This is a genomic window from Xenorhabdus ehlersii, from assembly GCF_003610465.1.
Classification (GTDB): Bacteria; Pseudomonadota; Gammaproteobacteria; order Enterobacterales; family Enterobacteriaceae; genus Xenorhabdus; species Xenorhabdus ehlersii.
Genome location: NZ_RAQI01000002.1, coordinates 635,792 through 649,879, shown reverse-complemented (window position 1 = coordinate 649,879; position 14,088 = coordinate 635,792). Strand labels below are relative to the sequence as shown.

The 14,088-nt window shown below is 42.1% G+C and carries 13 protein-coding genes; 7 read left to right on the top strand and 6 right to left on the bottom strand.

Features of this window, described 5'->3' with window-relative positions; genetic code table 11:
* The first annotated feature begins 114 nt into the window (after window positions 1–114).
* The 3 genes from fliE (at window position 115) to BDE27_RS20595 (ending at window position 882) form a co-directional block, all read left to right on the top strand.
* Window positions 115–426 (top strand): flagellar hook-basal body complex protein FliE, encoded by a 312-nt coding sequence (fliE, locus tag BDE27_RS08945; protein ID WP_099131295.1) that lies wholly within the window; start codon window positions 115–117, stop codon window positions 424–426.
* A 132-nt stretch (window positions 427–558) separates the two neighbouring features.
* Window positions 559–756: an SEL1-like repeat protein gene (locus BDE27_RS08940; protein ID WP_099131294.1), complete on the top strand. Its 198-nt coding sequence runs from the start codon at window positions 559–561 to the stop codon at window positions 754–756.
* Window positions 757–771: 15 nt separating this feature from the next.
* On the top strand, window positions 772–882 hold the full coding sequence (locus BDE27_RS20595) for a phage tail fiber protein (RefSeq protein ID WP_478207857.1): 111 nt from the start codon (window positions 772–774) through the stop codon (window positions 880–882).
* Between the two features lie 255 nt (window positions 883–1,137).
* On the opposite strand, the gene fliT is transcribed toward BDE27_RS20595, so the two are convergent.
* The 3 genes from fliT to fliD are packed head-to-tail and all read right to left on the bottom strand — an operon-like array spanning window position 1,138 to window position 3,399.
* Window positions 1,138–1,512, bottom strand: coding sequence for a flagella biosynthesis regulatory protein FliT (gene fliT / locus BDE27_RS08935; RefSeq protein WP_099131293.1), 375 nt, complete (start codon window positions 1,510–1,512; stop codon window positions 1,138–1,140).
* A complete protein-coding gene (gene fliS / locus BDE27_RS08930; RefSeq protein ID WP_099131292.1) occupies window positions 1,512–1,922 on the bottom strand; it encodes a flagellar export chaperone FliS in 411 nt (136 codons plus the stop codon). The genes fliT and fliS overlap by 1 nt, the downstream gene beginning before the upstream one ends.
* Window positions 1,923–1,935: 13 nt before the next feature.
* A complete protein-coding gene (gene fliD, locus BDE27_RS08925) occupies window positions 1,936–3,399 on the bottom strand; it encodes a flagellar filament capping protein FliD (RefSeq protein WP_099131291.1) in 1,464 nt (487 codons plus the stop codon).
* A 275-nt stretch (window positions 3,400–3,674) separates the two neighbouring features.
* Between fliD and BDE27_RS08920 the strand changes: the two genes are divergently transcribed.
* The 3 genes from BDE27_RS08920 to fliZ all read left to right on the top strand — a co-directional run bounded on the left by BDE27_RS08920 (window position 3,675) and on the right by fliZ (window position 6,294).
* Window positions 3,675–4,736 (top strand): FliC/FljB family flagellin, encoded by a 1,062-nt coding sequence (locus tag BDE27_RS08920; protein WP_099131290.1) that lies wholly within the window; start codon window positions 3,675–3,677, stop codon window positions 4,734–4,736.
* A 266-nt stretch (window positions 4,737–5,002) separates the two neighbouring features.
* Window positions 5,003–5,725 carry an RNA polymerase sigma factor FliA gene (locus BDE27_RS08915; protein ID WP_099116287.1) on the top strand — a complete coding sequence of 241 codons (723 nt, stop codon included), beginning with the start codon at window positions 5,003–5,005 and terminating at the stop codon, window positions 5,723–5,725.
* Between the two features lie 53 nt (window positions 5,726–5,778).
* Window positions 5,779–6,294 carry a flagella biosynthesis regulatory protein FliZ gene (fliZ, locus tag BDE27_RS08910; RefSeq protein ID WP_099131289.1) on the top strand — a complete coding sequence of 172 codons (516 nt, stop codon included), beginning with the start codon at window positions 5,779–5,781 and terminating at the stop codon, window positions 6,292–6,294.
* A gap of 168 nt (window positions 6,295–6,462) precedes the next feature.
* Here fliZ and putA read toward each other — a convergent pair whose 3' ends face one another.
* A complete protein-coding gene (gene putA / locus BDE27_RS08905; protein WP_099131288.1) occupies window positions 6,463–10,443 on the bottom strand; it encodes a trifunctional transcriptional regulator/proline dehydrogenase/L-glutamate gamma-semialdehyde dehydrogenase in 3,981 nt (1,326 codons plus the stop codon).
* A gap of 516 nt (window positions 10,444–10,959) precedes the next feature.
* On the opposite strand from putA, the gene putP reads away from it, so the two are divergent.
* A complete protein-coding gene (gene putP, locus BDE27_RS08900) occupies window positions 10,960–12,444 on the top strand; it encodes a sodium/proline symporter PutP (protein WP_099131287.1) in 1,485 nt (494 codons plus the stop codon).
* 296 nt (window positions 12,445–12,740) lie between these two features.
* Here the strand turns inward: putP and BDE27_RS08895 are convergent, their stop codons facing one another.
* Entirely contained in the window at window positions 12,741–13,550 is an 810-nt protein-coding gene (locus BDE27_RS08895; RefSeq protein WP_099131286.1) for an OB-fold protein, read from the bottom strand.
* Window positions 13,551–13,681: 131 nt separating this feature from the next.
* A complete protein-coding gene (locus BDE27_RS08890) occupies window positions 13,682–14,026 on the bottom strand; it encodes a hypothetical protein (RefSeq protein ID WP_099116282.1) in 345 nt (114 codons plus the stop codon).
* Between the last annotated feature and the right edge of the window lie 62 nt (window positions 14,027–14,088).

Below are 14,088 nucleotides of genomic sequence, written 5' to 3'. Positions count from 1 at the left end.
CTTTAGTTTAAAAAGGCTATGTTACGGTGGCAGTAGTGGAAAATTGCCAACCAGCCCACGGCTAATATGGCACTTAATCACATAATCAATAGGGTGATTTAACGCGAGGTTTTTATGTCAATTCCGGCAATTGAAGGTGTACTGCAACAGATGCAGGTTCAGGCTTTACAAGCAGCAAACATTGCCAAACCTATTCCAATACAAGGTGGTTTTGCCAGTCAACTGACTGCGGCCGTGGAAAAAATAAACCAAACACGCCTGAGAGCGACGAAGCAGGCACAAGATTTCACTCTGGGAGTTCCAGGGGTGGAGCTAAATGATGTTATGGTGAATATGCAAAAATCGACTATTTCTCTGCAAATGGGTATTCAAGTGAGGAATAAACTGGTCAGTGCGTATCACGAGATTATGAATATGCAGGTTTAGATATTTATCTCGTTGATAAAAAATAAATATTTATTTTTCATTAATTTCTTGGGGCATATATGGGGCAACTGCGAGTTTTTCATTGAGTAATTTAATTTGGTCATCGCTATTTTCACGCATCCACGCAAGGCTATGCAATGGTTTCTTACATCAGCAGCGTTAGATGATGGTTACGCTCACTTAAATTTGGAAATGATTTATGAACGTGGTCAGATTGAACCTCAAGATTATGAAAAAGCACTTGAACATTATCAACAAGCTGCCAGTAAAAATGTTCCCAATCTGGAAAGTAAAATAAAAGAATTAAAAGAAAAAATTAATTACCAATAGCAAAAACTTAGGGGGCTGGTTTCCCCTATCATCCAAATCTATCCCGATGGCAAATTCATCATCAACGACAAATCCGAGGGTACTACTGTGATTAAACTCGGTACCGGTTATTATCAGATATTTTGATTTGTATTATTCCTTGGATTCGCCTGTTAATTGCCTCATAGTAGCAGAATCGCCACTATCATTTGATGGTTAAATTTTTGTTAAAAAATATAGATAAGATACCTTGATTGTTTGCAAAATATCAATACAATAAAGTGCCGAATTAGATTAACCCAAAAAACGATAGTGACGAATTAACACCACCTGAAATAAAAAATAAATGACACCATTAATCAGAGTTATTGTTAAATGGAATCACGGGTGCCTTTGTGATATCTATTTCGATTCCGTCGTAATTAACTCCATTTCATAGTTATTAGTCGGGAACTGTCCGTATGTATCATGTAAGCGTTGTTTACAACTTTCCTGTTTAATCAGGTCACTGAGTTCATTTAACCTTTTTTGCAACAATCTCTTAGTTTCTTTTTCATTATCCAAGACAGTTTGCAAAATTTTGGTCAATTGCTGTTGTAATGAAATAGGTGCGTCTGAATTTTCTGATAGTAAAGTAACCACTTCGACTGCCTTCAGATAAGTGATCTCCATATCAATCAGTTCATCCCACTTTTCATTTCTAGCTAAATCAATCATTTGCTCACTTAAACTAAGGATCTGCTGATAAGCTGACAAAAGATCCGTATCATTTTTCATTAAACAATATCCTGACTGGCGTTGTAATGAGGACCTATTTGCCGCCAAGCATCTGAAATCTCGGTAAGTAAATCAATCACTTCGGTAATAGCCTTCTCATCATTGCGTAAATTGGCATGGAGTAAACGGCGACCCATATAATCATATAAAGCAAAAAGATTCTGGGCAATCTCGCCGCCTTTCTCGAAATCTAATCCCTCTTTGAGACCATTATCAATGATATTAATCGCCTTTGAAATAGCTATCCCTTTTTCTGGAATATTCCCTTGTTGCATCAGAATGATTGCACGACGCAGGGCGCTGAGCGCCCCGTTGAACAATATCTGAATCAATTGATAGGGAGAGGCATTCATAATTTCGCTCTCAAGATCTACCTGAGCGTATAACTGGCTTGCCGAACGTTGATACATTAGTGTCCTTTTATTATCTTAAAAGTTGGGCCAGGGATAAACCTGCCTGATTCATTGAAGTGGTGAGTTTATCCAGCGCGGTAAATTGTTTTTTATAACGTTGCATTGTGGCTTCAATATTTCTATTCGTCTGTTCTGCTTGTTTTTCCAGTGTCTTCAGACTTTTATTGATACCTTCGGTAACTGTTGCGATAGTCCCTTCGTGGCTATCCAAGGTTTTTTTCAAGAAATTATAAGTTGTGGTTGCAAAACCGGTTTTTTCTCCATCACCCATAAAGAAAGCCTTAACATCGGCTGATTTCTCTTTCAGTTTTTTTTCCAGTTTTTCGTTACTGATTTCCAGTGTACCATCCAATTTTTGTTTGATGCCCAGTTTATTTAGAGTAGCAATATCAGCAACATTTTGTGCTGCAACGAGCTGGTGTTTTAGCTGGCTTTGAATACCTTTTAAAGTACTGTCACCAAGCAAGGGACCATTATCTTTTGAAGGTGCTTCACCTGTTCCAACTTTCTTGTATTTGGTTAATGAACTGAACGTGTTTTGTAGCTCATTATAGGCATCAACCCACTTTTTAATCGCTTCTTTCATTGGCTCAATGTCACGAGAAACCACCAGTGTTTCTGGTACCGGTCTTTTTTCAGTCTTGCCGTTGATTTCGACTTCTTTTTTTTCTGAAACCTTTTTCAGATTCAGCGTAATGCCTTCTGGTGCATCTTTTATTTCATTAGTCTGGCGTTCAATCTTAATGCCATTGATTGTTAATTTTGCATTGGCAGGTTCCACCACTTGTGTCATTTTACCAGTGCCACTGCCTTTGTCGTCAGACTTGTAGTTCAGCCACTCACCCAGTTTAGTATCACCCTGAACCTCAATCGTCATAACTGATTTTGTGCCTGCTTTTTTCGAGGTCAGGATTAAATAGTTTTTATCATCTTCTGCTTTGATAATGCTGGCATTAACGTTGCTTTCTTGTTTATTAATCGCATTACGAATTTCAACCAGAGAAGTTTCATTATCTTTCAGGGAAATGCGTATTGGCTTTTCTTTTTCTTCACCGGCTTTTTCTTCACCTGGTTGCGTAATAATAATGGTACGGGAGCCTTTACCCTGTTCCCCTAATTGGGCTTTTACATCAGGAAATGCCTTAGATTGCAAAGACTGAGCCTTGGCAAGCTGTTGAACTTCAATAACATAGTTACCCGGACTGGCTTTTGAATCTGTACTCGGAGTAAATGTTTTATGATCTTCGCTGGTTTTAGTGGTATTGAGTTTATCAAATTTTTTGAGTTCTTCAGATGCACTCTTTAATTTTTCCAAACTCCCTTTTAACGTACCGAAACCAGTAAGTTTAGCTTTATAGCTGGTTTGTTGCTGGGTTATTGGTTGTAAACGTTTTCTTTCGCTTGCTTCAAGCTTATCCAATAAATTTGGATCTAACCCGGATAAGGCTCCTGCCGAAGAGGAAATGCTAGCCATATTGACTCCTTTTAATAAAAAGCATCACTGGACATGTTATCGGATTAATTTACGAAAAGTTTACTGACAAAATAATTTTTTTGATGGATGGAATAGTTGATGAGAACAGGCGCTATTTGGGTTATCGAGGAAAAGCGGGAAAAAAATAAAAAAGTTTTTTCAAGAAATATTAAAGGTTCTTTTTAAGCAGCCGATAAAACTGTTGGCGGTGGTGAACACCGTGAGCAAAAGGCTCAAGCTAATTATATCGACTTGATTTTAAAAGGAACTCTACTATGGCATCAGTCATTAATACCAACTATTCATCTCTGCTGGCTCAAAATAACCTGACCCGATCTAAAGGTGCTTTAGGTACAGCTATTGAGCGTCTGTCCTCTGGTTTACGTATTAACAGCGCGAAGGATGATGCTGCTGGTCAAGCGATTGCTAACCGTTTTACGGCGAACGTTAAAGGTCTGACTCAGGCTGCCCGTAACGCTAACGACGGTATCTCCATTGCTCAGACTACCGAAGGTGCTCTGAACGAAATCAATAACAACCTGCAACGTATCCGTGAATTGGCTGTTCAGTCACAAAACGGTAGCAACTCTAAGAGCGATATAGAATCCATTCAGAAAGAAGTTACACAGCGTTTAGAAGAAATTGATCGTATTTCTGAACAAACTCAATTCAACGGCATTAAAGTCTTGAATGACAATACAACTATGAAGGTTCAGGTTGGTGCTAATGATGGCGAAGTTATCAACATTGATCTGAAAAAGATCGATAGTCAAGAACTGAAGTTGGAAAAATTTAATGTGGCTGGCGGAAAAGCGCCTCATGGTAAATCTGCAGGAACTAAAATAGCGGGTAAAGATATTGATCTAGCCGATGCTAGTATTACGGCATTGAAGTTGACAGGTACGGAAGTAAATCATGCTCTTGATAAAGATGGCAATGAGATTGCAGATAAATTTGTATTAAAAGGTACTGATAAGGATGGTAAGACCAAATACTACGATGTAACTGTTGATAGCACAAGTGCTAAGTCTGTAGTGAAGGCTCCTACAGAAATTACTGCCAAGCCCAAGCCACTGGAGGTTTTGGATAAAGCCTTGTCAGATGTTGACAGCCTGCGTAGCTCCCTGGGTGCAGTACAAAACCGTCTGGAATCCACGGTTAACAACCTGAACAACACCGTTAACAACCTGAGCGCTGCAAAAAGCCGTATCGAAGACGCCGACTACGCAACTGAAGTTTCCAACATGAGCCGTGGCAACATCCTGCAACAGGCGGGTACTGCTGTTCTGGCTCAGGCGAACCAGATCCCACAAACCGTTATGTCTCTGCTGCGTTAATTGTTATTTTCCAGTTGAGTATTTATGCAGGGTAACCGGCATAAATGACGCTTATAAAATAAGGATCGGTTCGCCGATCCTTATTTTTTGGTCATAATTTTATAAAGACCGTCAAGGGCAGCCTGAAACTTGCTATGCATTTGGTCGGACATAAAAAATTTCGCATAGGTGAAAAAGAAGTGCTTTTACTTCATTGTTCAAACGATTGTACCGATTAGGGGATTGGATAATGGTATCCAGTCTCTTATCCAAAGGTGTCTGTTGTTGTGAGCGATTTGTATACCGCCGAAGGCGTGATGGACAAAAATAGCCTCTGGAAGCGCTATGTACCACTAGTTCGCCATGAAGCATTGAGGCTACAGGTCAGATTACCTGCCAACGTAGAACTCGATGACTTGCTTCAGGCCGGTGGCATAGGCTTACTGAATGCGGTGGAGCGGTTTGATTCCATGCAGGGAACCGCCTTTACCACCTATGCGGTACAGCGCATCAGAGGTGCAATGTTGGATGAGTTGAGGAGCCGTGATTGGGCTCCGCGTAGTGTGCGGCGTAACGCACGTGAAGTCACGCAGACCATCCGTAAACTTGAGCAAGAGTTAGGCCGTCCAGCCAGTGAGCAGGAAGTTGCTAAAGAATTAAAGATTAATCTGATAGAATATCGGCAAATACTGTTAGACACGAATAACAGTCAACTGTTTTCTTATGACGAATGGCACGAAATTCACGGTGAAAGCTGTGAGCCAGTGATTGAGGAGGAGCATGAGGCAAACCCTCTGCAACAATTACTGGAAGGTGATCTTCGTCAGCGGGTCATCGAGGTCATAGAATCGTTACCTGAACGGGAAAAGATGGTTCTTACGTTGTACTATCAGGAAGAACTGAATCTTAAAGAGATCGGCGCGGTGCTTAATGTGGGAGAATCCCGCGTAAGTCAGCTTCACAGCCAGGCGATAAAAAGGTTGAGGGCGCGTTTGAATCCAGAGAAGTAACTTTTTGCTTGTTTGTTTTTTTTGTTAAGACTATACACAGGGCTTTATCTCTTATGTCTATTACAACACAAAAGAAACGGCCTCTTAGCCGTTATATCAAAGATTATAAACACAGCCAGACTCATTGTCTGCACTGTCATAAAACCCTTGACCGTATTTCGCTGGTTTTTAACGGTCAGGTCATCAATAAAGAAGCTATTTCTGAGATGACTGAATTGGTGGATGACAAAACCTGGAATGAGTTGCAGGGTAAATTTGTGGCGTTGTGCCGCTTTTGTAGTGAGATTTATTGCAATAGCCAGACTGATTATTTTGACATTATGTCATTTAAACAGTATCTGTTTGAGCAAACAGAGATGAGTCATAGTACTGTGCGTGAATATGTGGTGCGTTTAAGGCGTTTGGATGAATTGCTGACTTCAAGTAATTATCCGACCGGTGAGTTTACGACAAAAGAGATTCAGGAAAAACTCAGCGAAAAATTATCCCAATCTGCTTTCAGCAATTACAATATTGCACTGCGTAAATATGAACAATATCTGAGTTGGCAACAGAATGGTCGTCATTGATTAATTATACCGATAGATAATGTTGTCAAATTGAAACGATTTCAGAGGGGAATGCGATTATCACGTATTCCCCTCTATGTATTTACTTTTAACCATTTAATTTAGCCACTTATTTTAATTACTAAATAAGTGGCTTCAACGAAAAAAATCATGCTAACCGTAATAATATTAACCAATTGTCATCAAGCTCGCATTACCGCCTGCTGCTGCCGTATTAACACTTAATGAACGTTCATGCAGTAAGCGTTCTAGCATCAAATTGGTTTCACCACGGGCAAACCCCTGTACGGCGATAATCGGCCCCTTACGTTGGGCAATCACCTCACATACTCGGCGCAATTGGTCGCAATCGCCATGATAAATAACCGCTTCCATCGCTGTTTCTTCATTCTGCCAATCGTTAACCCAATGGATATGCCGGTGAATTTCATTCGGTAACTGGCGTTGTAGCCCTTGATGCAGTTCGTCTTTCTCCCAAAGGACCTGACAACCGACAGAGAGTACTGCGGCTAATTGCACCAATGCATCCTGTTCATTGTCTGCAAGGCAAAGAACATGACCGCGCGGTAATAGGGTATAAGTATTGCGCTCTCCGGTTGGTCCCGGCAATAAACGTATTGTCCCGCCTTGTGCCAGTAAACTGTATTCCTGAATCACCTGGCCTAATGCTTCATTATTCTGTTCGGTTACCCAATCCGCCAGTTTGTAGAGAGGTGAGTGCAGATCCACACGGGTTTTGGCATCAAGCTCATACTCTGTATCCTGTCGTTCCAGGGTTTGGCTGGCAGCATTGAGAGGGCGTTGTGACAGTAAGCGATACAGATACAGCGGCCCACCGGCTTTTGGCCCTGTGCCTGATAAGCCTTCACCACCAAATGGCTGCACGCCGACGACGGCACCAACCATATTGCGGTTGACATATATGTTGCCGACTTTTGCTTTACCTGTGACTTGGGCGATGGTTTCATCAATACGAGTGTGGATCCCCAACGTCAAGCCATAACCCGTAGCGTTGATTTGATCCAGCAGCTTATCCAACTCATTACGTTTAAAACGGACAACATGCAGGACTGGTCCGAAAATTTCTTTCTTCAATTCATCGAAACTTTCCAACTCGATAAGCGTTGGTTGGACGAAAGTGCCTTGTGACCATGCCAGGCTGTCGGTGGCATTTTCGTATGCCGCCTGATAAATTGTCCGACCTTTGGTACGCATGGTTTGGATATGACGTTCGATACCCGCTTTCGCTTCTGCATCAATGACGGGGCCAATATCTGTGAATAAGTGCTCAGTATTACCCATCCGGCATTCAGCCATCGCTCCTTTCAGCATGGCGATAGTCCTTTCAGCGACATCTTCCTGAATACACAGGATACGCAGGGCAGAACAGCGCTGGCCTGCACTGTCAAAAGCAGAAGCAATGACATCGGTAACAACTTGCTCGGTTAACGCGGAAGAGTCGACGATCATGGCATTCAGGCCACCGGTTTCTGCGATCAACGGTGTCGGGCGCCCTTGTGCATCAAGACGACCGGCAATATTACGTTGCAACAAGCTGGCAACTGCGGTAGAGCCGGTAAACATCACACCGCGTATACGTTCATCACCAACCAGTAGTGCGCCCACCGTTTCCCCTTGTCCGGGCAGTAATTGCAGCACATCGCGAGGAATACCCGCTTGGTGCAACATTTTTACTGCAACGGCGGCAATAAGTGGCGTCTGTTCTGCGGGTTTTGCCAGGACACTATTGCCTGCTGCCAGTGCAGCGGCGATTTGGCCGGTGAAAATTGCCAGCGGGAAGTTCCACGGGCTGATACACACGACAGGTCCCAGCGGGCGGTGGGTATCATTGGCAAAGTCTTGGCGAACCTGACTAGCGTAATAATGGAGAAAATCTACGGCTTCGCGCACTTCGGCAATCGCATTGTTGAATGTTTTACCCGCTTCACGAACCAGAATGCCGAGCAAAGATTGCAGGTCATTTTCCATCAACTCCGCTGCACGCACTAAAATTGCGGCACGTTCTGAAGGGGGAGTGGCAAACCAAATTGCGCCGGCATCGGTAGCCACATCCAGCGCGTGGCTGACTTCTTGTTCAGTGGCTTCACGAACATAACCCACGATATCGGAATTTATGGCTGGATTATTCACCGGCTTAGCTGTAGGCAGTTCTCCTGTCGGTTGGTAGCTACCACCTAATAACGGTTCGCTGTTCCACGTTTCCATTGAAGAGCTGAGCAGGGCGCTGGAAAGAGAAGCTAAACGATGTTCATTGGAGAGATCTAGCCCTAATGAGTTAACACGGTTTTTGCCGTATAAATCACGTGGCAGAGGGATTTTAGGATGTGGCAGGCCGATTTGCCCTTCAATTTGTGCCAATTCTTGTACAATGTTTACCGGATCAGCGACCAATTCATCAATCGGCAGTGACGTATCGGCAATGCGATTAACAAACGAAGTATTAGCCCCATTTTCCAGTAAACGGCGCACCAGATAGGCCAGTAATGTTTCGTGTGTGCCTACCGGTGCGTAAATACGGCATGGACGATTGAGTTTACCTTCTGAGATCTTGCCGACAACTTGTTCATAAAGCGGCTCACCCATGCCATGCAGGCATTGGAACTCATATTGTCCGGGATAATAGTTTTGTCCAGCCAGGTGATAAATAGCGGATAAAGTATGAGCGTTATGGGTAGCAAATTGTGGGTAGATCAGATTAGGAACAGCGAGCAGTTTGCGGGCACAGGCAAGGTAAGAAACATCGGTATAGACCTTGCGGGTATACACCGGATAGTCTTCCAAACCATCGATTTGGGCACGTTTAATTTCACTATCCCAATAAGCCCCTTTCACCAGCCGGATCATCAATCTGTGACGGCTACGTTGTGCTAAATCAATAATGCTGTCAATGACGAAAGGACAGCGTTTCTGGTAAGCCTGAATGACAAAACCAATACCGTTCCAGCCTTCCAGTTTTGGCTCGAAACACAATTTTTCCAGCAAATCGAGGGAGATCTCCAGACGATCCGCTTCTTCTGCATCAATATTGATACCGATATCATATTGACGGGCCTGTAAGGTGAGGGAAAGCAGGCGAGGATAGAGTTCATCAATAACACGTTCGTACTGGGCACGGCTGTAACGCGGGTGCAGGGCAGAAAGTTTGATGGAAATACCTGGCCCCTCATAAATACCACGGCCGTTTGATGCCTTACCAATGGCATGGATCGCTTGCTGATAGGAAACCATGTAGGCTTGCGCATCTTCTTCGGTTAATGCGGCCTCGCCGAGCATATCATAAGAATAACGGAAGCCTTTTTCCTCCAGTTTGCGTGCATTGGCAAGGGCTTGGGCGATGGTTTCTCCCGTCACAAATTGCTCACCCATCAGGCGCATCGCCATATCCACACCTTTGCGTACCAACGGCTCGCCGCTTTTGCTGATAATACGGTTTAAGGATTTGGATAACTTGGCTTCATTATGGGTGGACACCAGCTTGCCAGTAAACAACAAGCCCCATGTTGCAGCGTTGACAAACATGGAGGGGCTTTGGCCTAAATGAGAATGCCAGTTGCCGTTGCTGATTTTATCGCGGATCAAGGCATCGCGGGTTGCTTTGTCGGGGATACGTAACAAAGCTTCGGCGAGACACATCAATGCCACCCCTTCCTGTGAAGAAAGTGAAAACTCTTGCAACAATCCCTGAACTAAACCTGATCGGCCAATGCCCTGTTTTTGTTGACGCAGTTTTTCGGCAATAGAATAAGCGAGTTTGTGAGCTGCCTTCGTTTGTTCTTCTGATAGCTGTGCACGTTGCAGCAGCATAGGAACCGCTTGAGTTTCGGGGAGACGATAGGCCGCAGTAATTGCAGAACGTTTCACCGATTGGGGTAAAATATGTTCGGCAAAATCCAGAAATGGTTGATAAGGTGCCTCAATCTGTGATTCTACTTCGGAAATCATTTCTTCTTTGTTATCCTGACCTGCTGATATTTCTGGAAGCTTTCCCTCATTTTCCAGACGTTCAAGATAATTAAAAATGGCTTGCTTAATTAGCCAGTGTGGTGTGCGTTCAATTCGTTGTGCTGCGGCTTTGATTCGATTACGCGTTGCTTCATCGAGCTTTACACCCATAGTGGTACTACCCATTTTTACTCCTTAATAGGTAAGACTATAACAAGTTACATAACAATATCTTTCATGTTGCAACTTTGTGCAACTTTGTTAAAAGCAGTCATTCTAAATTTGTGAAATTAATCTTGTTTTCATTATTTTTTCAGTGAAACTTATTATTGATTTTTATTTATTTTATTGATATTTATTGGTTTTATTATAATTGTTAAATTTCAGGTATAACCAGTTATTCAATTTCAAGTGCAACTTCTGGGGCGATAAATGTGATTTAGCAAGCGTTTTTTATAAAAATACAGTTAATTAGTTGTTAAAAATATTTTAGCTAAACTAGGATAGAATGTAATTCTAAAATAATTACAAGTATAAATAGTACATATGAAAACTAATGGCATCTTCAGGTACAACTTGTTACAGCCTGGTCAAGAAGATGAGGTATCACTTAAAGGTACTTCAAGCATAGATGACATTATTTACGCAAATAACCCATTTGCAGAGACATAATTTATAAAAACACTATGGAGAAGAACCTGCATGACAGTAAATTCACCAATGCTCATTACCTTCATTATCTATATCGCAGGGATGTTGTTGATAGGTTTTGCGGCTTATCGTTCCACCAAGAATTTTGATGATTACATATTGGGTGGACGGAAATTAGGTAGTGTGGTAACCGCATTATCTGCTGGCGCTTCTGATATGAGTGGCTGGTTATTGATGGGATTGCCGGGAGTGATCTTTTTCTCCGGTATTTCAGAAAGTTGGATCGCGTTGGGCTGTTTGCTGGGTGCGTATTTGAACTGGCGTTGGGTAGCGGGCAGATTGCGTGTGCATACTGAGATAAATAATAACGCGTTAACTTTACCAGACTATTTCACCCATCGTTTTGAAGACCGGAGTAAAATCCTACGTATTATCTCCGCGCTGGTTATCCTGATTTTTTTCACCATTTATTGTGCATCGGGTGTTGTTGCTGGTGGATTGTTGTTTGAAAACACGTTCGGCATCAGCTACGAAAAGGCTATCTGGCTAGGTGCATTGGCGACAATTGCCTATACTTTCCTCGGCGGCTTTTTGGCCGTGAGTTGGACGGATACGGTTCAGGCAACTTTGATGATTTTTGCCTTGATTTTGGTGCCGGTGCTGATCCTGCTTAAAGTGGGAGGTGTTGGTACTGCAATCGATATCGTTGAAGCCAAAAACCCGGCTTACTTGGATATGTTCAAGGGGCTGAATATCATTGCCATTATTTCCCTGTTGGGCTGGGGTTTTGGTTATTTTGGCCAACCACATATTTTGGCACGTTTTATGGCGGCAGATTCCCACCAGACTATTCATAAGGCTCGCCGTATTAGTATGACGTGGATGCTGTTGTGTTTAGGGGGAACCGTGGCAGTAGGTTTCTTTGGTATCGCGTATTTTGAATTATATCCAGGACAGGCTGCTGCTGTATTGCAGAACCGTGAGCGCATCTTTATAGAACTGTCTGTCATTTTGTTCAATCCGTGGCTCACTGGTATATTGCTATCTGCTGTACTGGCTGCGGTTATGAGTACCTTAAGTTGTCAGCTATTGGTTTGTTCCAGTGCATTGACGGAAGATCTGTATAAAGCATTTATCCGTACCAAAGCTAGTCAGAAAGAATTGGTATGGGTTGGACGTATGATGGTACTGTTGGTAGCAGCTATCGCGATTGTGATTGCAACTAACCCGAATAATAAGGTGTTAGCACTGGCGAGTAATGCCTGGGCAGGATTTGGTGCAGCATTTGGCCCTGTGGTACTGATGTCAGTACTCTGGAAACGTATGACCCGTAACGGTGCGCTGGCTGGTATGTTGGTGGGAGCTATCACTGTACTGGTTTGGATGGAGTACCGCTGGTTTTCCCTGTATGAAATTATTCCAGGCTTTATCTTCGCGACGATTGCTATTATTGCGGTGAGTTTACTAGGAAAAGCACCAAGTCAGGCAACACAACAACGTTTTGCTGATGCAGAAGCGCATTATAAGACCAAATAACCCAATAAAATAAAAAGCCTCTGATTATTCAGGGGCTGATTTGTTATATCCATCGATCAGCTTGTGGTCGGGTTTATTGATAATTCTCGTAACCTTACCATTCTCAAAACCAACGAGCGTGGATCGCGATACCTTTAGGCATCTCCGTTCCTCCTGTAAAGGTCTCGATTTTATCGAGGTGCTGAGTGTAGACTGCCATCGTAATGGTATATCTGAAATTTGGGGGCTGTTTTACTGACGGGAAACACAAAATATGAGCAAAGTTTAGAAGGGGAAAAGCCCCTTTCGGGGCTGGTTTATATTTCTAGTGTAGCGGGGTCTACTCCTAATTTTTCCATTACTGCTTTAATCTCTTCGTTATTTTTCAAATTATCTTCGCCGTACTTAGAGATAGCAGAGGATAAACATTTCTGATCAATGGCGTTGCATGTTTTAAAATCTTCTGTTGCTACAGAAGCAACCTTAACAAAAAGAATTATTTGTTTATCATACTCGCTTGCTTTACTTGGATTTTTTAAAGCATTATTTGCAGATGATACAAGCTTATCGGTCAATTCATCTACGGCAACCGAAACTGGAGTACAATCCCTCACCGATGGAGATCCTATAATGACACTACTACCAACGCAGGCGTATTTAACCTTTTGATTTTTATTTAGCTCAGCGGCAAGGTCTCTATATTTTTTAGAAAAATTGACATGCACTTTATTAAACATATCACCTGTTTTTAATGTCACAACAGGAATATCGCCAAAGCTAGAATCTATTGAATCAATAATACCAGATACGATAATTTTTTTACCTTTGTAGATCTTATCACCTCTGGCTTCATTGTCTGCGTAGACTTTTTGCATTTCTCTGGCTGATACAGCTAAATACTCTGTATCTAGTTGTGAACTACCTCCATCAAAGCTGGTTTCCACTTCATCGTAAATCATCTCTTTGACGGCTTTTAGTTCATTTTCGGTCAACTTAATTGCTTTTTTTGATGATGTTGCCGCAGAGGAATTGCTACTTGATGATTTACTTTCATCATTTCCTGCAATGAAGCCTATAACGATAAGAACAACAAATACTATCCCTACCCATTTCAATACGTTTTTCATTTATATATCCACATACATTAAGTTATCTAATTATTTTAATTGCGTATTTAATTATCTAACGTCAAGGTTTTTGGTTTTTTATACAGATATTGTGTAATTATTAACCCTTTCCTTTTAGGGGGTATTTGCAGTTAACTTGCTGTAACGGTTTCTTTTTTACTTGCTTTTTTCTTCAAAATCATTGAGATAATAATTGCCAATACAAAAAGAACTATATGAAAGCCAACATAGAACCAATAAAGCCCTACGCCATCGCCACCATCGCTGTGTATTGAGGCCGCCGTCACCATGAGGCTTGGAGATAAAAAAGCCGTGGAAATGATGTTCATACCAAATGTTACACCAGATAATGTTGGGCTTTTATAAAATGACATTAGAGCAAGAACACTACAGAACATAGCGATAAATACGCCACCAACTGGAATAAAGATAGACAAAGCAGCAAATACAAGAGCAATAATAGATAATGCTTTCATTTTTAAACATCCCTAATTAAGGCGCCAAAATGTTCAGAAGCCTACCACTGAAAGGCTGGGCT

Excerpts from the sequence above, each read along its gene's own strand:
- fliE (WP_099131295.1), top strand. The coding sequence starts at position 115 with ATGTCAATTCCGGCAATTGAAGGTGTACTGCAACAGATGCAGGTTCAG.
- BDE27_RS08940 (WP_099131294.1), top strand. The coding sequence starts at position 559 with ATGCAATGGTTTCTTACATCAGCAGCGTTAGATGATGGTTACGCTCAC.
- fliT (WP_099131293.1), bottom strand. The coding sequence starts at position 1,512 with ATGAAAAATGATACGGATCTTTTGTCAGCTTATCAGCAGATCCTTAGT.
- fliS (WP_099131292.1), bottom strand. The coding sequence starts at position 1,922 with ATGTATCAACGTTCGGCAAGCCAGTTATACGCTCAGGTAGATCTTGAG.
- fliD (WP_099131291.1), bottom strand. The coding sequence starts at position 3,399 with ATGGCTAGCATTTCCTCTTCGGCAGGAGCCTTATCCGGGTTAGATCCA.
- BDE27_RS08920 (WP_099131290.1), top strand. The coding sequence starts at position 3,675 with ATGGCATCAGTCATTAATACCAACTATTCATCTCTGCTGGCTCAAAAT.
- fliZ (WP_099131289.1), top strand. The coding sequence starts at position 5,779 with ATGTCTATTACAACACAAAAGAAACGGCCTCTTAGCCGTTATATCAAA.
- putA (WP_099131288.1), bottom strand. The coding sequence starts at position 10,443 with ATGGGTAGTACCACTATGGGTGTAAAGCTCGATGAAGCAACGCGTAAT.
- putP (WP_099131287.1), top strand. The coding sequence starts at position 10,960 with ATGACAGTAAATTCACCAATGCTCATTACCTTCATTATCTATATCGCA.
- BDE27_RS08895 (WP_099131286.1), bottom strand. The coding sequence starts at position 13,550 with ATGAAAAACGTATTGAAATGGGTAGGGATAGTATTTGTTGTTCTTATC.
- BDE27_RS08890 (WP_099116282.1), bottom strand. The coding sequence starts at position 14,026 with ATGAAAGCATTATCTATTATTGCTCTTGTATTTGCTGCTTTGTCTATC.